The 15610-nt window shown below is 64.1% G+C and carries 17 protein-coding genes; 5 read left to right on the forward strand and 12 right to left on the reverse strand.

Features of this window, described 5'->3' with window-relative positions; translation table 11 throughout:
- Window positions 1–42 precede the first annotated feature (42 nt).
- Together PQ627_RS03515 and PQ627_RS03520 are read left to right on the forward strand one after the other, a co-directional pair.
- Complete coding sequence (locus tag PQ627_RS03515; protein WP_274258435.1) at window positions 43–816, forward strand: VOC family protein; 774 nt, start codon at window positions 43–45, stop codon at window positions 814–816.
- A 32-nt stretch (window positions 817–848) separates the two neighbouring features.
- Complete coding sequence (locus tag PQ627_RS03520; protein WP_274258437.1) at window positions 849–1184, forward strand: hypothetical protein; 336 nt, start codon at window positions 849–851, stop codon at window positions 1182–1184.
- Window positions 1185–1221: 37 nt separating this feature from the next.
- On the opposite strand, the gene PQ627_RS03525 is transcribed toward PQ627_RS03520, so the two are convergent.
- On the reverse strand, window positions 1222–2121 hold the full coding sequence (locus PQ627_RS03525; protein ID WP_274258439.1) for a PaaX family transcriptional regulator: 900 nt from the start codon (window positions 2119–2121) through the stop codon (window positions 1222–1224).
- 179 nt (window positions 2122–2300) lie between these two features.
- Here PQ627_RS03525 and PQ627_RS03530 point away from each other — a divergent pair, with 179 nt between their 5' ends.
- Window positions 2301–2834, forward strand: coding sequence for a hypothetical protein (locus PQ627_RS03530; protein WP_144660653.1), 534 nt, complete (start codon window positions 2301–2303; stop codon window positions 2832–2834).
- 57 nt (window positions 2835–2891) lie between these two features.
- Here the strand turns inward: PQ627_RS03530 and PQ627_RS03535 are convergent, their stop codons facing one another.
- The 7 genes from PQ627_RS03535 to PQ627_RS03565 are packed head-to-tail and all read right to left on the reverse strand — an operon-like array spanning window position 2892 to window position 11001.
- On the reverse strand, window positions 2892–3293 hold the full coding sequence (locus PQ627_RS03535; RefSeq protein WP_274258443.1) for an acyl-CoA thioesterase: 402 nt from the start codon (window positions 3291–3293) through the stop codon (window positions 2892–2894).
- A 7-nt stretch (window positions 3294–3300) separates the two neighbouring features.
- Complete coding sequence (locus PQ627_RS03540) at window positions 3301–4659, reverse strand: MFS transporter (protein WP_274258445.1); 1359 nt, start codon at window positions 4657–4659, stop codon at window positions 3301–3303.
- A gap of 2 nt (window positions 4660–4661) precedes the next feature.
- The gene (locus tag PQ627_RS03545; protein WP_274258447.1) at window positions 4662–7058 is read right to left on the reverse strand and encodes a bifunctional salicylyl-CoA 5-hydroxylase/oxidoreductase; all 2397 of its coding nucleotides are present in this window, start codon (window positions 7056–7058) and stop codon (window positions 4662–4664) included.
- Between the two features lie 13 nt (window positions 7059–7071).
- Window positions 7072–8742, reverse strand: a complete 1671-nt coding sequence (locus tag PQ627_RS03550) for an AMP-binding protein (protein ID WP_274258449.1) — start codon at window positions 8740–8742, stop codon at window positions 7072–7074.
- A 46-nt stretch (window positions 8743–8788) separates the two neighbouring features.
- The gene (locus PQ627_RS03555; RefSeq protein ID WP_274258451.1) at window positions 8789–9655 is read right to left on the reverse strand and encodes an acyl-CoA thioesterase; all 867 of its coding nucleotides are present in this window, start codon (window positions 9653–9655) and stop codon (window positions 8789–8791) included.
- Between the two features lie 2 nt (window positions 9656–9657).
- The gene (locus tag PQ627_RS03560) at window positions 9658–10140 is read right to left on the reverse strand and encodes a cupin domain-containing protein (protein WP_274258453.1); all 483 of its coding nucleotides are present in this window, start codon (window positions 10138–10140) and stop codon (window positions 9658–9660) included.
- A gap of 30 nt (window positions 10141–10170) precedes the next feature.
- Complete coding sequence (locus PQ627_RS03565; protein WP_274258455.1) at window positions 10171–11001, reverse strand: fumarylacetoacetate hydrolase family protein; 831 nt, start codon at window positions 10999–11001, stop codon at window positions 10171–10173.
- A gap of 137 nt (window positions 11002–11138) precedes the next feature.
- Between PQ627_RS03565 and PQ627_RS03570 the strand changes: the two genes are divergently transcribed.
- A complete protein-coding gene (locus PQ627_RS03570; RefSeq protein ID WP_144660636.1) occupies window positions 11139–11537 on the forward strand; it encodes a RidA family protein in 399 nt (132 codons plus the stop codon).
- 40 nt (window positions 11538–11577) lie between these two features.
- The gene (locus PQ627_RS03575) at window positions 11578–11922 is read left to right on the forward strand and encodes an iron chaperone (protein WP_274258458.1); all 345 of its coding nucleotides are present in this window, start codon (window positions 11578–11580) and stop codon (window positions 11920–11922) included.
- A 9-nt stretch (window positions 11923–11931) separates the two neighbouring features.
- On the opposite strand, the gene PQ627_RS03580 is transcribed toward PQ627_RS03575, so the two are convergent.
- The 4 genes from PQ627_RS03580 to PQ627_RS03595 all read right to left on the reverse strand — a co-directional run bounded on the left by PQ627_RS03580 (window position 11932) and on the right by PQ627_RS03595 (window position 15548).
- The gene (locus PQ627_RS03580) at window positions 11932–12729 is read right to left on the reverse strand and encodes an IclR family transcriptional regulator domain-containing protein (protein WP_274258460.1); all 798 of its coding nucleotides are present in this window, start codon (window positions 12727–12729) and stop codon (window positions 11932–11934) included.
- Between the two features lie 232 nt (window positions 12730–12961).
- Complete coding sequence (locus tag PQ627_RS03585; RefSeq protein WP_274258462.1) at window positions 12962–13630, reverse strand: 3-oxoacid CoA-transferase subunit B; 669 nt, start codon at window positions 13628–13630, stop codon at window positions 12962–12964.
- 2 nt (window positions 13631–13632) lie between these two features.
- Window positions 13633–14325 carry a 3-oxoacid CoA-transferase subunit A gene (locus tag PQ627_RS03590; protein ID WP_274258464.1) on the reverse strand — a complete coding sequence of 231 codons (693 nt, stop codon included), beginning with the start codon at window positions 14323–14325 and terminating at the stop codon, window positions 13633–13635.
- A gap of 5 nt (window positions 14326–14330) precedes the next feature.
- Entirely contained in the window at window positions 14331–15548 is a 1218-nt protein-coding gene (locus PQ627_RS03595; protein WP_274258466.1) for a thiolase family protein, read from the reverse strand.
- Between the last annotated feature and the right edge of the window lie 62 nt (window positions 15549–15610).

Raw genomic sequence — 15610 nt, forward strand, 5'->3', positions numbered from 1 at the left:
CGGGGAGGCAGCTGCGCCCATCAGCCCTATCCAAGGAGTCCCATGTCCACCAAGATCTCGAGCTGGCCCGAAGGCACCCCCATGTGGGTGGACCTGGGAGTGGAAGATCCCGAAGCCGCCAAGGCCTTTTATTCGGGACTTTTCGGCTGGGAGTACCTCTCCGGGGGTGAGGATTCAGGCGGCTATCTCCTGGCCCAGGTGGGGGGACGCGCCGTGGCCGGAATCGGACCCAAGCAAGACCCCGATGCTCCCAACGTTTGGACCACCTATTTCGCCTCGGACGACGTTGATGTCACGGCGAAGAAAGTGACTGCTTCCGGCGGCCAAGTGGTCGCGCCGCCCTTCGACGTCATGGATTCGGGCCGGATGGCGCTGGCCATGGACAGCATCGGTGCCGTGTTCGTCATCTGGCAAGCCGGAAACCACATCGGCGCTGAACGCGTCAACGAGCACGGCGCCCTGTGCTGGAACGAGCTCCACACCAGCGACTACGAGGCCGCACGGACCTTCTATTCGGACGTCTTCGATGTCAGCTTCCAGGACATCGATCAGGACGGGGAGGCATACGCCACCATCCGCAGACCACTGGACGGCAGGGAAGTGGGCGGAGTTCTCCCAGACACCGAGGCAGCAACGGGCTATTGGATGACGTGGTTTGCCAGCGACAACGTCCACCGCACTGCGTTGAGGGCTGTCGAACTTGGCGCCACCCTAATCCAGCCTGTCGCCGAAAGCCCCTTAGGCCGCACGGCCATCGTGCAGGCTCCCCAGGGTGAAACCTTCGGAATCATCGACGCGCCCCGCACCATCGACTAGGCGGCTGGGCGACCGGACCAGTGGACGACGCGGTGAAACTCGACACCTGGATGAACGCATTTGCAGACGGGTTCTCCGACACCTCGTCTCGCTCCCTCGGAAACGTATGCTATCGGGCGGTAAGACCACTTGCCCCCGACGTGCTTGTTCTCCTCTACGAAGACTGGGAGAAGCATCTCAGCGCGAGAGCTTACCGCGTCGCCGACCTCGACAAGTTTTCCGGGCTTCCACGCGAAGTCGTCCGAAGCATTGTAGTAAGTGAACTCATCGAGCCAACGGTCCACGGAAGAACCGTGGATTCGGAACTGCTGAGGGGCCTTAACGCGGAGTTTCCTGGCCTGGAATGGATTGGTGAGATACCAGCTTAAGCAACCCGGCTAAAGGGCTCAGGATTCAGGCGACGCCCTAGGCGACCGCCGGATCCAGCGCCTCGGCAATGACCTCGTGCGCATGCGCCGCGGCCAGGGGTGCCGCCAAGCGGTGAACGGCCTGGAAGGTCCGGCGAACCGCGGGTCCATGCCACTCCGGTGGCAGGTAATCCGTTGGAAGGTTCGGGTCCCGGTACGGAAACTTGCGCCACATGGTGAGCATGGGGATGTAGTAGCGGAAAGCGTCACGCCTCAGCTCCTCCGTGGACTCAGCCAAGGCAACGTTGGGGTCATCACCCACGCGTTCGATCCACTGCTGCTCCGCGTTTGAATACAGCTCAAGGAACTCGGTGAACTGCTCATCGAGTTCCTTGAGGTCCCACCATTCGGAGATCTTGGGGCGCATGGGACCGTCAAAGACGTAGTCGCTCCTGAACAGGTCGACGAATTCGATCAAGCCGTCCGCAGTGAGGCGCTCCCGGGCTTGTTCCAGCTTGTGGGCGGGTGCGATCCACACACCGTTGGCCACGGAGCCAAACCCCAGACCGGACAATGCGGACCGCAACTGGTGCCGGCGGTTGCGCAGGGATTCCGGCACGGAGAACACTGCCAGCACCCAGGTGTCCACCGGGGCGGGCTGTTCGGGAGCGAAGATCCGCCGGTCTCCTTCGCGGAACACGTCGCTGATTGACTCCGAAATTTTGTACTTGGCGATGCCGCCCTCACGGACGCTTTTCAGCACGCCTTTGGCCTTGAGCCGTGAAACTGACGACCGCACACCCGGAGCGTCGTACCCCAGGGAACCCAGCATGGAGATCAGTGCTGAGACCGGCAATGCATCGCCCGCGTTCCGGCCGTAGAGGCCGAAGATCGTGACGAGGAGTTGCTGGTGGCGCACCGGGGGTGCCGGGACGGCGAACATCGAAAACATCCTCATTTCCGCGCCGCTGTTCAGGCGCCAGTCCACTTCATCATAGGTGTGGGCACTGGGCTGTTCCCTCAACGGAGTGGCAACGCCATACTAAGGATGCTTACTATGGAGGCACGCTTGAACTCCGCGTCAAGGATCAAGAAGCCACACCCAGTACTTTCCGCATCGACGATAGGAAGCACATCATGGCAGGAAATCTTGTAGCCCGTTCCATTCACGACCTTACCGCCGCAGCATGGTTTGGCGGCTCTCTGATGGGGGCCATTGGGCTCAACGGCGCCGCGGCAGAAGCCAAGGACCCCACCGAGCGCACCCGCCTGTCCAGCAAGGGCTGGGGTAAGTGGGCCCCGATCCAGACCGCAGCGTTCGCTGGCCACCTCGCCTCCGATCTCGCCATTGCTTGGGAGAACAAGGGCCGTATCGCCAAGCAGGACAGCGTCGCCGCCAACACCGTCTACAAGACGGTGGTCACCTTGGCCGGAGCAGCCGTGACTCTGTACGCGGGCATTGTGGGCAAGAAGGTGGACCAGCTCTCCGGTGAAGGCGCGGAGGGAGCCACGGAACCACGCCCGGGCGCCTCCGATGAACTGAAGTCGGCCCAAAACCAGCTGAAAGCCCTGCAGTGGGCCATCCCGGCCTTCGCTGCCTGGGTCATCATCCTCGGGGCGAAGCACGGTGAAATGCAGCGCCCCAAGAACGTCCTGAAGGGCCTGCGCTAAGCAAAAACCCTCCGCCGAGTTGGCACTTAATGACAATCGCCGAGGCCCGCATTGTCATTAAGTGCCAACTCGCGGGAGCGAGACAGCCCTGATCAAATGTTCGGGCCAGGGCTGTGCTGTGCTGGCCCCCTGGGGGACGTGCGCTGTGGTGACCGTCCCGTATGCGGCGACCTCACCGGCGTCGGACGTTATCTCGAAAGCCAAGGTCAGCGAGGTCCGGCCGAGCGCGTGCACCTTCACGGTCGCAGTAATGCGCTGGCCGAACCAGAGCTTGGCTTTGTAGTTAATCACCTGCTGCACCCGCGGTGCGCTGGGGAAGTAATCCGGCAGTTCGAGGCGGCGGAAGAGTTCAGCCTCCGCCGCCTCCACCCAGCGCATGATCGCCGAGTTGTGCTGATGCCCGGAGGCGTCCGTGTCCACCCATTCGACGGTTCGCTCGACGCACGCCTCCGGAAACATGGCTCTCCTACCGCGCGCCGACAGCGGCGTCGTCAGGATCAACGTCGACGGCGGCCACCGGCACCTCTGGTTGCGGTTTCGGAATAAGTGCGACGGCGACAGCGGCCAGGACCGCGATACCGGCGAAGATCCCGAAGTTCGCCTCGAACGGGAGCTTCGAACCGGCGATCCACCCACCGATCAACGGGCCCGAGATGGCACCGAGCCGGGCGAAACTGAGCGCCCAACCCGTCGCCGTGCCGCGCACCTTCGCCGGGTAGTAGTCGGCGATGTAGCCCGTGAGGACCAGTGAAGTGGAGATGGATCCGACGCCCGCGAAGGCCACGAACAGCAGGTTGACCACCATCGTGTTCGGGAAGACCAGGAGCATGATGCCCAGGCCCCCCAGGATGTAGAAGACCACAAGGATCAGCTTCTTGCCGTACTTGTCGGCCGCGCGGCCCAGGAGCAGGCCGCCGATGGCCGAGGCGAGGCTGAAAACCAGGAGGAAGGTCAGCGAGGAGCCGAGGTCGTAGCCGGCCTTCTTCATGATGCTCGGCAGCCAAGTGTTCAGTCCGTAGACCAGGAGCAGGCCGCAGAACAGCGAGATCCAGAAGAACACCGTTGAGCGTAGGTACTGCAGGGAGAACATGGTGGTGATGGTCTTCCACCACGGATCCACTGGGCCACCAGCCGCCGGCTTCGCGACAACCACCGGCCGGTAATCCGTGATTCCCAGCTTTGCCGCGAGCGACCTCGCTTCGGAACCCCGGCCCTTGGACTCCAAGTACTCAAGCGACTCCGGCAGGAACTTCCAGATCACCGGCAGCAGGACCACGGGTGCGGCGCCGATCGCGATCACCGCACGCCACCCACCCAGCGGCAGGACGAACAGGGCAGCAAGCGCGGCGGCCACGATGCCCAACGAGTAGCCGGAATACATGAGCCCGTAGTTATATGAGCGCTTGTTGGGGGCGGAATATTCAATGGTCAGGGCCGCCGCCACCGGGATCACGCCGCCCATGCCGAGTCCACCGATCAGGCGGAAGAAGCCGAAAAGCTCCGGCGTCGGCGCCCAGGCGGCACCTGCCTGGGTGAGCGTGAAGATGATCATGGAGGCCAAGAGCATCTTCTTGCGCCCCACGAGGTCGCTCAGGGTGCCTATGAACAGGGCGCCAATAAGCATGCCGATCAGGGCATATGAGCCAAGGCCACCCAGCGCGAGCGGCGAGAGGTTCCATTCCTTGTACTCGGCCAGTGCGGGAAGGACGGCTCCCAGTACGCCGACGTCGTAACCTTCGGCGAGGATCGCCAGCCAGCAGCAGAGGAGCACCACACCTGTGGTGCGCTTGGGCACGTTCCAGGTGTTGACGGGTGCGGCGGCCACGGCTACTTCACCAGGACCGATGCTGAACGGGCTGATGCGGCCGGGGTCCAGCGCAGGTGGTTGGTGGCTTCTTCGGCATCGGGCTCCTTCAAGAGGGACAAGCGCGGGCGGATTGCGTCGGTGCGTGAGCTTGGTGGCTTGCGGCGTCCGGCGCGGAACTGCGGAATCCACTGCGCCCCCGGGCCTTGGTATTCCTGCTCGGCTGCTGCGTGGAGGGTCCACTGGGGATCGTACAGGTGGGTGCGGCCCAAGGCGATCAAGTCGGCACGTCCAGCAAGGAGGATCGAGTTCACGTCGTCGTAGCTTGAGATGGCGCCGACGGCGATGACGGCCACGCCTGCCGGAGCGGCGACTTCCTGGCGGATGCGGTCGGCAAACGGGGTCTGGTAGCTGCGTCCGAAGGCGGGCTTTTCTTCCTTGGCGACTTGGCCGGTGGAGATGTCCAGGCCAGCTGCGCCGTGCTCCACGAACGCCTTCGCGATCCGGACCGAATCATCGGAGGTGTTGCCGCCGTCGATCCAGTCTGTCGCGGAGATGCGTACCGTCACCGGCTTGTTGGCAGGCCAGGCGGCGCGGACGGCGTCGAACACTTCCAGCGGGAACCGCAGCCGGTTCTCCAGGCTGCCACCGTATTCGTCCGTGCGCCGGTTGGAAACGGGCGACAGGAAGGACGAGAGCAGGTAGCCGTGGGCAGCGTGGATCTCGAGGAGGTCGAAGCCCGCTTCATCGGCGCGCTTGGTCGCTGCGACAAACTCGGCCTTGATGGCATCCATGCCCGCCCGGTCCAGTTCCACAGGGGTCTGGTTTTCGGCGCTGTACGGCAGGGCGGAGGGCCCGACGGCGGTCCAGTTGCCGGAGTCGAGGGGCTGGTCGATGCCTTCCCACATGAGCTTGGTGGAGCCCTTGCGGCCGGAGTGGCCCAGCTGGGCACCGATCTTGGCGGTGGAGCGGGAGTGGACGAAGTCGACGATTTCCTTCCAGCTGTCCCGCTGCTCGTCGGTGTAGAGGCCGCTGCAACCGGGGGTGATGCGGCCGGTTTCGGAGACGCACACCATCTCCGTCATGACCAGCCCGGCACCGCCAAGTGCCTTGGAACCGAGGTGGACCTTGTGGAAGTCGCCGGGGATGCCGTCCGTGGCGGAGTACATGTCCATCGGAGAGACGATGATGCGGTTCTTGAGCTCCAACTCACCGATGGAGTACGGCTGGAACATGGCCGGCGCAACCTCGCTGAGACCCTGGGATTCCGCGAAGTTCCTGTCCACGGCGTCGGCGAATTCGGGATCGCGCAGGCGCAGGTTCTCCTGGGTGATCCGGCGGCTGCGGGTGAGCAGGTTGAAGGCGAACTGAGTGGGGTCCTGGTCCTTGTACTGGCCGATCCGTTCGAACCACTCCAGCGAGGCCTGGGCGGCGCGCTGGGTTGACGCGACCACAGGGCGCCGCTCGGTTTCGTAGGCTTCCAGAGCTTCCTGGAGATCGGCGTGCTCGTGCAGGCAGGCGGCCAGCGCCAGGGAATCTTCCATGGCCAGCTTGGTGCCGGAGCCGATCGAGAAGTGCGCGGTGTGGGCGGCGTCGCCCAGCAGGACCACGTTGCCCTTGCGCCAGCTCTGGTTGCGGACGGTGGTGAAGTTGATCCACTTGGAGTTGTTGGTGAGGACCTCGTAGCCGTCCAGTTCCTCGGCGAAAATCTCACGGATCTTGGCGATCGACTTCTCGTCGGAGACGCCCGGAGGGAAGACTTCATTCGCGGTCTCGTCGAAGCCTGCAGCGTGCCAAACGTCCTGGTGCATTTCCACGATAAACGTGGATCCCTCGTCCGAGTACGGGTAGCCGTGGATCTGCATGACGCCCCACTCGGTTTCCTTCACGAAGAACTTGAAGGCTTCAAAGACCTGGTTGGTGCCGAGCCACATGAACTTGTTGGTCCGTGGGTCCAAGTTGGGCTTGAAGGAGTCTGCGTACTTGGCGCGGATCTGCGAGTTGATGCCATCTGCGGCAAGTACCAGATCGTAGTTGGCCTCCAGTTCCTCGATGGCAGGGGCCAGGGTGCTGAACCGTACATCCACATTCAGCTCGATGCAGCGGCGCTGCAGCAGTTCCAGCAATTCCTTGCGGCTCATGGCAGCGAAGCCCTGGCCACCCACGGTGATGGTTTCCCCGCGGAAGTGGATGTCGATGTCGGACCAGCGGGCGAAGCGGCGGCTCATGTACTCGGCCACCACCGGGTCCGCGTTGCCGATGCCGCCGAGCGTCTCATCGGAAAACACGACACCGAAACCGAAGGTGTCGCTGGCAGCGTTGCGTTCCCAGAGGGTGATGTCGTGGGACGGATCGAGCTGCTTCATCAGTGCTGCGAAGTACAGGCCGCCCGGGCCGCCTCCGACGATTGCGATCTTCATGGTGTTGCTCCTTCTACGCCTGGCTCTGGCCTGCGGCGGTAAGTTCGTTGGTGCTGGAAATGTCCTCCGCGAGGACGCGGTCGCGCAGCTTGAAGTGCTGCAGTTTGCCGCTGGGATTGCGTGGAAGTTCGGCGACGAAGCGGACATCGCGGGGGTACTTGTACGGGGCGATGGTTTGCTTCACGAAGTCCTGGATCTCCTTGCGCTTGGCAGCATCTCCGGTGACGCCCTCGCGGAGGACCACGAACGCGCACACGATGCTGCCGCGCTCCTCGTCCGGGATGCCGATGACCGCGTTTTCCACCACGTCCGGGTGCTGGTCGATGGCCGCTTCAACCTCGGGCCCGCCGATGTTGTACCCGGAGGAGACGATCATGTTGTCCGAGCGTGCCTGGTAAGTGAAGTAGCCGTCCTCGTCCATGGAGAACGTGTCCCCCGTGACGTTCCAGCCGTTCACTACGTAGTTCGCCTGGCGGGGATCGTCCAGGTACCGGCAGCCCGTGGGTCCGATGATCGCCAGACGTCCGGTTTGTCCTGCCGCAAGTTCGTTTCCCTGCGCGTCAAGAATCGTTGCGCGGTAGCCTGGCACGGCCTTGCCCGTGGTACCCGGACGGATGTCGTCCCCGGCCGCCGAGATGAACACGTGCAGCATTTCCGTGGCACCGATGCCGTTGACCAATCGCTGGCCGGTAGCTTCGTGGACGGCTTCCCACGTTTCCTTGGACAGGTGTTCGCCCGCGGAGACGGCAACCCGGAGGCCGCTGAGCAGGTCTCCGCGCTTCTCCTTGAGGATGGCCCGGTAGGCGGTGGGTGCAGTGAAGAGCACCGTGGCTCCGGCCTCTGCTGCCCGCTCAGCCAGTTCCACAGGACCGGCCTTTTCCGTCAGCAAAGCCGATGCACCGAACCGCAACGGGAAGACCACCAGTCCGCCAAGGCCGAAGGTGAAGGCCAGCGGAGGAGATCCCGCGAAGACGTCGTCAGCCGTGGGCTCCAGGATGTACCGGGCAAAGGTGTCCGCGTTGGCCAGGATGTCCCGGTGGAAATGCATGGTCACCTTCGGCACGCCCGTGGTTCCGGACGTCGGCCCCAGCAGGGCAACGTCGTCCGAGGACGTGTCCACTGGCGTGAACTCCCCGCTCTTGCGCGAGCAGCGGGCGGTGAGGTCGCCGTCGTCGTTCTTTCCGTACGTCAGGACCGTCACGTCCTCCCCCGCCGCGACCGCGAGCTCGTCCACGAAGCGGTGGTCCGAAATGGCGACCACCGGCTTGGTGAGCTGGATGATCGTGGAGACTTCGGTGGAGCGCAGCATGGGCATGGTGGTGACCACGACGGCGCCGGCTTTCAGGACGCCCAGCCATGCCGCGACGATCCACGGGTTGTTCGGGCCGCGAAGCAGGACGCGGTTGCCCGGGACGACGCCAAGGTCCTCGGTGAGTACCTGGGCAACCTGGTTGGAGCGGGTCTGGAGCTCGCCGTACGTCCAGACAACGCCGTCTGGGGTGCGGAGGGCGGGGCGGTCGGCGCCGTGCCGGGCGACAGCGTCGTCGATCAGCACGGCGGCGGCGTTGAGCCGGTCCGGGTAGTTCAGTTCGGGGAGGGTGAATTCGAACGCCGGCCAGGTATCGGTGGACGGCAGGTGGTCTCGGGTGAACGTGTCCACGTGGGCCGATGGCAACATGCTCATGGCCGTTCCTTTCAGTGGTGCGTCGTTGGGGCTGGGGATGGGGGTGTCAGGCGCGGATCATGCCCTCTTGGGCCACGGTCGCGAGGAGTCTTCCCTGACGGTCGAAGAAGCGGCCCATGGCGAGGCCGCGGTTGCTTTGGCCGGAGATGGCTTCCTGGGCGTAGAGCACCCAGTCGTCCACCCGGCCGTCGCGGTGGAACCACATCGAGTGGTCAAGGCTGGCGGTGGAGAGGCCGGGGCTGGACCAGTTGAGGCCGTTGACCCGGAGCAGCGGTTCAAGGATGGTGTAGTCGCACACGTAGGCCAGTGCCGTGCGCTGGAGGCTGGCGTCATCAGGCAGGGTGTCGAAGGCCTTGACCCAGATTGCCTGCTGGGGGGCCGTTCCACCCTCCAGCTCCACATATACCGGCCCGGAAATATGCCGCATGTCGAAGCTTCGGCCGGTTCCCCAATACTCGGCGGCAGGCCCTTCGCTTCCGGTGAGCGCCTCTGCTGCGGAGCGCAGCGATTCAGGCTCGACGGCGGCAGGCGCCTCGGGCTGGAAGTCCGGCCCGTCTTCGGGAACCTGGAAGGAACCCATCGCGGCATATACGGGCTTGCCGTTCTGGAAACCACGGACCGTGCGGGTAGAGTAACCGCGGCCATCCCGCAGTCGCTCGATTTCGTAGCGGACCGTAGAACCGATATCCACGGGGCGCATGAAATAGCTGTGCATCGAGTGGAGTTGCCGGTCGGCATCCACTGAGCGCATCATCGCCGCTGCGGCCTGAGCCACCATGTCTCCACCGTAAGCCTTGGGCCACGGAACGTACTGGGTAGTGGCCTCATAGGCTTCGTCGAAGACCTGGGCTTCCGTCTTCGTCAACTCAACGGCCCGGAGGAAGGTCTCCGACGTCAGGGTTCCCGCGATCATGGCTAGGCCCGTCGGTAGTCGGCGAGGGTCTCGTCCGGGACGTCCTCGAGGTTGACCACGAGGTTCTCCGGCGTACGGGCGGTCAGCCAGACAAGTTCCTCGGTGACAGACATGTTCGCCTCGACGTGCGGCATGAACGGAGGCACGAACACCCAGTCGCCAGCCTTCATATCAATGAACTCTGAGTAGTTCTCACCGAAGTAGATGCGTCCGTGGCCGCGGAGAACATAGCCGCCGGTTTCTGCTTCGCCGTGGTGGTGCGGCAGCGAGCGGTAGCCGGGAGTGTTCGAGACCTGGCCGAACCAAATCTTGGTTGCCGGGGTGTGCTGGATGCTGACGCCGGAGACGCGGATGCAGTCGCCGGACTGGGCCGTGTTGGTGTCCTCTTCGCCGGCACGGGTGACGACAGGGACTACCTTGCCGTCCGGCTGGGCGTAGATGGAGTTGTCGCCTTCGAGGCGGTATTCGGTGGTGGCCTGGCTCATGGGGTTTCTCCTCTTGTTAAGGCTGTGTTCTTAGGCGTGGACGGGTGCGTGGATCGCGAAGCGGTTTTCCAACCGGCCGATCCCTTCGATTTCGGTGACCAGCATGTCGCCGTCCTGCAGGAAGCGCGGCGGGGTCATACCCATGCCCACTCCCCCGGGCGTCCCCGTGAGGACGAGGTCGCCAGGACGCAAGATGGTGAACTGCGAAATGTAGGACAGCAACTGCGCCGGTCCGAAGACGAGCGTGCGGGTGTTGCCGTCCTGGACGAGCTCGCCGTTGACGTAGCCCTTGACCTGGAAGTGCTCCCCGGCCTCGTCCGCGGTGACCAGCACCGGGCCTACCGGAGTGGTCCGGTCCCAGGCCTTGCCCTGGAACCACTGCAGCGTCCGGTTTTGCCAGTCGCGCATGGAGACGTCGTTGGCAACGGTGTAGCCGGCTATTGCCTCGCGCGCCTGGTCCTCGTCCGCTTGGTACAGCTCGGAACCCACGACGACGGCCAGCTCGGCTTCCCAGTCGACGCGCCCACTCCCGTGGACTTCTACAGGATCGTTCGCGCCGACCAAGGTGTCCGCGTACTTGGCGAACAGTGTTGGGTATTCGGGGAGGTCCCGGCCCATCTCCTGGATGTGGTCGCCATAGTTCAGGCCACAGCAGATTACCTTTCCGGCATTGGGGAGCAAGGGAGCGAAGTCAGGGTTGCTGATCTCCTCACCCTCGGCTGCCAGGGCGATGAGTCGCCAATTCTTCCGGTTCAGGAAAGCGCCCACATCAGTGGCCGGAAGCGCGACATAAGTACCGTCGCCCGTGGCGAGTGCCGCCGTCGTACGTCCGCCCGAGATGCGCAGGGTGGCTAGTTTCATCGCTGGGTTCCCTTCGAGATATTCGATGTGTCGACTTTTTTACGATCGTCACATATGCTCAACGTAGCAGGGCGGGAATGATCTGCATAGGGGCTTTTCAAAAGTTTTCGCAACTGCCACAACCGAGGAGGACCACCATGAGCCACAAGACCATCAACCCGGAATCGCTGCCCAAGCCGTCCGGATTTGCCCACGGCATGCTCGCCGGAAACACCGTTTTCCTGGGCGGGCAGACAGCGCTGGACAAGGACATGAACATCGTTCCCGGCGGGATAGTGGAGCAGTTCACGCAGGCGTTTTCGAACGTCCTCACCACGCTGCGCGAAGCCGGCGGACAACCCGAGGACCTGGTCAACGTGACCATCTACCTCACGGACGTGGACGATTACATGGCCAATGGCCGCGAGATCGGGCGTATCTGGCGTGAGATGGCCGGCTCCCAGTACCCGGCCATGGCGGGCATCGGCGTCACGCGCCTCTGGCAGAAGGAAGCGATGATCGAAATCCAGGGCATCGCGGTGATTCCGGAGCGCTGAGTTAGTGGCCTCCCGGACGGGCGTGCGGCAGCATTGGCCCATGGGAACCGTCACGGAGTACTTGGAGAATGTCAGCGCCACGAGCCGACCCGTCCTGGAGCGGATCGTGGAGATTGCCCGGGAACTGGCGCCTGACGCCGAAGAAGGCACCAGTTACGGGATGCCTGCGTTGCTGGTCGAGGGCAAGGGCCTGGTGAGCGTGCTCGAAACCAAGAAGCACCTTGCCCTGTACCCGTTCAGCGGCCAGATCCTGCCCGAAATGTCCGAAGAGCTGGGCGGATACTCGTGGTCGCCGGGGACCCTGCGGTTCTCCGTGGACAACCCCGTGCCCGACTCCATGGTGCGCCGGATCCTGGAGACGCGGCTGGCGGCGATCCGCAAGTAGTTTTTGTACTCAGTGCTTGGCGGAGACGTCTTGGGAGATCGCGTCCGCGGTTGCCACGACGGCCTCCCGCACTGAGTCCACATACCCCTCCGGCTGCGCAGCGACTGCCTGTGCCTGCAGCGACACGTTGATCGCCGCCACGGTATCGCCGTTGTTGCGGTTGTGGACCGGCGCCGCAATGGACATCAGGCCAAGTTCCAGTTCCTGGTCCAGCAGGCACCAACCCTGTTTCCGGACACGCTCGACGGCGGTCCTCAAGTCGGACACGCTGGCGACGGTTCGCGGGGTAAGCGGCTTGAGTTCGACCCGTTCAAGGTAAGAATCCAGCTTTGCCGGCGGCAGGCCCGCGAGCAATACGCGGCCCATCGAGGTGGCGTAGGCAGGAAAACGGGTGCCCACCGTGATGCCGACATTCATGATGCGTTTGGTGGCCACCCGGGCAACGTAGAAGATATCCTGCCCGTCCAACACCGCAGCCGACGTCGACTCCCCCAGCTTCAGGGACAGCTCCTCAAGGTGCGGCTGAGCCAACTGCGGCAAAGACAGCGCCGAAAGGTATGAGTAGCCCAGCTGCAGCACCTTGGCCGTGAGCGCAAAGGTCTTGCCGTCGGTACGGACGTAGCCGAGCTCCACCAGCGTGTGCAGGAATCGCCTGGCCGTGGCCCGCGTCAGATCCGTGCGGGCAGCGACTTCACTGAGGGTCATGACCGGGTTGTTGGCATCGAATGCCCGGATCACAGCAAGACCCCGGGCCAACGACTGCACGTACTGGTCGCTGGCCTGCGGGGTCGTTGCGGAGTCGCTCATGGTTACCAATCGTAGTTTGCGTTGTGGGGCCCGCTCTGCGCCCCCGCCGCCTTCCTAACCTCGCAAGCTCGGCGAGGGGACCCCGGGCGGCGTGGGCCCCGGCTAAGGGATGCCATGCAGAGCGGGCCTCACAACGGGGGAACCATGCGTTGCGAGGCCTACTCTGCGGTCTCTCGCGGAGAAATAACGCGCAGAGCGGGCCTCACAACGGAGTGGGCCAAACTTGTGAGGCCTACTCTGCCTTTTTGAGGGGCAGCGGTACGAGTTCCTGGATTTCCTCGAAGGTGCAGCCGAACGTTTCGCGGACGGTGACACCTTCCGGTCCGGTGAGGAACACGGCTTTGTCGGTGTACACGCGGGTGACACAGCCGACGCCGGTCAACGGGTAGGTGCAGTGTTCCACCAGCTTCGAGGCGCCGTCACGGGTCAGCAGGGTCATCATCACGAACACGTCCTTCGCACCAGTGGCCAGGTCCATGGCGCCCCCGACGGCGGGAATCGCGTCCGGTGCGCCGGTGTGCCAGTTCGCGAGGTCACCGGTCGCGGAGACCTGGAACGCACCGAGGACGCAGATGTCCAAGTGCCCGCCGCGCATGATCGCGAACGAATCGGCATGGTGGAAGTAGGAGGCGCCGGGAAGCTCAGTGACGGGGATCTTTCCGGCGTTGATCAGGTCGCCATCAACGGCATCCCCCTCGGCGACAGGGCCCATGCCGAGCATCCCGTTTTCCGTGTGGAGGGTGATGTTCTGGTCCTCGGTGAGGTAGTTCGAAACCAGCGTAGGCTGCCCGATGCCCAGGTTTACGAACGAGCCCGGGGCGATGTCACGGGCCACCAACTGGGCCAGTTCATCGCGGCCCAGCGGCTTCTCGGAGGTCTGGATGCTTGTCTGCGTGCCCATGCTCAGGCCACCTTTCCGTTCGAAGAACCAGCAGCTGCTGCAACTCGGACCACCGAATTCACGTAGATCCCCGGTGTCACCACGTTCTCCGGGTCCAGCGAACCCGTGGGCACGATCTCGGAGACCTGCACAATGGTGTGCTTCGCCGCGGCGGCCATGATGGGCCCGAAGTTCCGGGCGGTCTTGCGATACACGAGGTTGCCCTTGCCATCGGCCTTGAGCGCCTTGATCAGGGCGACGTCGGCGTGGATTGGAGTCTCGAAGACCTGCCATTTCCCATCGAGGAACCGGGTTTCCTTGCCCTCGGCCAGCGTGGTGCCATAGCCCGTGGGAGTGAAGAAGCCACCGATACCGGCCCCGGCAGCACGGATGCGTTCGGCCAGGTTGCCCTGCGGAACCAGCTCCAGCTCGATCTCCCCGGCGTGATACTTCGCGTCGAAGTGCCAGGAATCGGACTGCCGCGGGAAGGAACAAATCATCTTCCGCACGCGGCCTTCCTTGATCAGCAATGCCAAGCCCTGGTCGCCCTGGCCGGCGTTGTTGTTCACCACGGTCAGGTCCTTCGCGCCGCAATCCATCAGCGCATCGATGAGCTCGAACGGCTGCCCGGCATTGCCGAAACCGCCGATCATCACCGTGGAACCGTCCTTGATCCCGGCCACGGCCTCGTCAACAGTGTCAATGAAATTCAACATCGCCCTTAAGCTCCTTCAACGCCAGAGGTTACGTTTTCCAGCACTACTGCCAGTCCCTGCCCCACGCCGATGCAGATCGCGGCCACGCCCCAGCGCTGCCCGGAGGCCTGCAGCGAACGGGCCAGCGTGCCAAGGATGCGGGTCCCGGAGGCACCGAGCGGGTGGCCCATTGCGATCGCACCGCCGTGGCGGTTCACGATCGAGGGGTCGATCCCCCACGCGTCAATGCATGCCAGCGACTGCGCGGCGAACGCTTCATTAAGTTCGACGGCGCCCACCTGGTCCCAGCCGATGCCCGCCTTCGCGAGGGCCTTGTTCGCGGCCTCCACCGGGGCAAACCCGAAGAACTGGGGATCGTTGCCATGGGCACCTCGTCCGGCGATGCGGGCCAACGGCTCCAACCCCAGAATCCCAGCAGCAGCCTCCGACCCGATCCACGCCGCAGAGGCACCGTCAGACAACGGCGAGGCGTTCCCGGCGGTGACCGTACCGCCGTCGGGCCCTGAACCCTCGGGACGGAAGACCGTCTTCAACCCGGCAAGCTTCTCAGCCGAAGAGCCGGCACGGATTCCCTCATCACGGACCAGGTCCGTCCCCGGAACCGCCGTAACCAAAGAATCGTAGAAGCCTTCGTTCCACGCAGCGTCGGCCAGGTTGTGCGAATCCGCCGCAAAAGCATCCTGACGCTCACGGGTGATCCCGTACTTCTCGCGTAACCGCTCCGTGGCCTCCCCCAGGGAAATGGTCCAGTCCTTGTTCATGGCCGGGTTCACCAAGCGCCAACCGAGCGTGGTCGAGGCCAAGGTCATGTCACCGGCCGGGTAGGGCTTGGACGTCTTGGGCAGCACCCACGGCGCACGGGACATCGACTCCGCGCCACCCACCAGCACCACATCGGCGTCGCCGGCGTTGATCTGGCGGGAAGCGATGATCGCCGCATCCAAGGACGAACCGCACAAGCGGTTCACCGTGGTGCCCGGGATCGAGACCGGCAGGCCAGCCAGCAGCGTCGCCATGCGGGCAACGTTGCGGTTTTCCTCGCCGGCACCGTTCGCGTTGCCGAACACCACCTCATCGATCCGCTCAACGTCCAAGCCGGGAGCCCGGCGAACGGACTCGCGCACAACATGGGCCGCGAGGTCATCGGGTCGGACAGCAGCAAGCCCGGAGCCGAACTTGCCAAACGGCGTGCGCACGGCGTCGTACACAAATGCCTGGTTCATAAGATTTCCTTCGTTTCTTTGGTGCCCAACCAGGGGACAGCAAACGTTGCTATGAGCCCCCA

It is taken from the genome of Paenarthrobacter sp. AB444 (genome assembly GCF_028736865.1).
In the GTDB taxonomy this organism is placed as follows: Bacteria; Actinomycetota; Actinomycetes; order Actinomycetales; family Micrococcaceae; genus Arthrobacter; species Arthrobacter nicotinovorans_B.

What these genes read in the sequence shown, in the direction of transcription:
- PQ627_RS03515 (WP_274258435.1), top strand. Translation starts at nt 43, where the DNA reads ATGTCCACCAAGATCTCGAGCTGGCCCGAAGGCACCCCCATGTGGGTG.
- PQ627_RS03525 (WP_274258439.1), bottom strand. Translation starts at nt 2,121, where the DNA reads ATGAGGATGTTTTCGATGTTCGCCGTCCCGGCACCCCCGGTGCGCCAC.
- PQ627_RS03530 (WP_144660653.1), top strand. Translation starts at nt 2,301, where the DNA reads ATGGCAGGAAATCTTGTAGCCCGTTCCATTCACGACCTTACCGCCGCA.
- PQ627_RS03535 (WP_274258443.1), bottom strand. Translation starts at nt 3,293, where the DNA reads ATGTTTCCGGAGGCGTGCGTCGAGCGAACCGTCGAATGGGTGGACACG.
- PQ627_RS03545 (WP_274258447.1), bottom strand. Translation starts at nt 7,058, where the DNA reads ATGAAGATCGCAATCGTCGGAGGCGGCCCGGGCGGCCTGTACTTCGCA.
- PQ627_RS03550 (WP_274258449.1), bottom strand. Translation starts at nt 8,742, where the DNA reads ATGAGCATGTTGCCATCGGCCCACGTGGACACGTTCACCCGAGACCAC.
- PQ627_RS03555 (WP_274258451.1), bottom strand. Translation starts at nt 9,655, where the DNA reads ATGATCGCGGGAACCCTGACGTCGGAGACCTTCCTCCGGGCCGTTGAG.
- PQ627_RS03560 (WP_274258453.1), bottom strand. Translation starts at nt 10,140, where the DNA reads ATGAGCCAGGCCACCACCGAATACCGCCTCGAAGGCGACAACTCCATC.
- PQ627_RS03565 (WP_274258455.1), bottom strand. Translation starts at nt 11,001, where the DNA reads ATGAAACTAGCCACCCTGCGCATCTCGGGCGGACGTACGACGGCGGCA.
- PQ627_RS03570 (WP_144660636.1), top strand. Translation starts at nt 11,139, where the DNA reads ATGAGCCACAAGACCATCAACCCGGAATCGCTGCCCAAGCCGTCCGGA.
- PQ627_RS03575 (WP_274258458.1), top strand. Translation starts at nt 11,578, where the DNA reads ATGGGAACCGTCACGGAGTACTTGGAGAATGTCAGCGCCACGAGCCGA.
- PQ627_RS03580 (WP_274258460.1), bottom strand. Translation starts at nt 12,729, where the DNA reads ATGAGCGACTCCGCAACGACCCCGCAGGCCAGCGACCAGTACGTGCAG.
- PQ627_RS03585 (WP_274258462.1), bottom strand. Translation starts at nt 13,630, where the DNA reads ATGGGCACGCAGACAAGCATCCAGACCTCCGAGAAGCCGCTGGGCCGC.
- PQ627_RS03590 (WP_274258464.1), bottom strand. Translation starts at nt 14,325, where the DNA reads ATGTTGAATTTCATTGACACTGTTGACGAGGCCGTGGCCGGGATCAAG.
- PQ627_RS03595 (WP_274258466.1), bottom strand. Translation starts at nt 15,548, where the DNA reads ATGAACCAGGCATTTGTGTACGACGCCGTGCGCACGCCGTTTGGCAAG.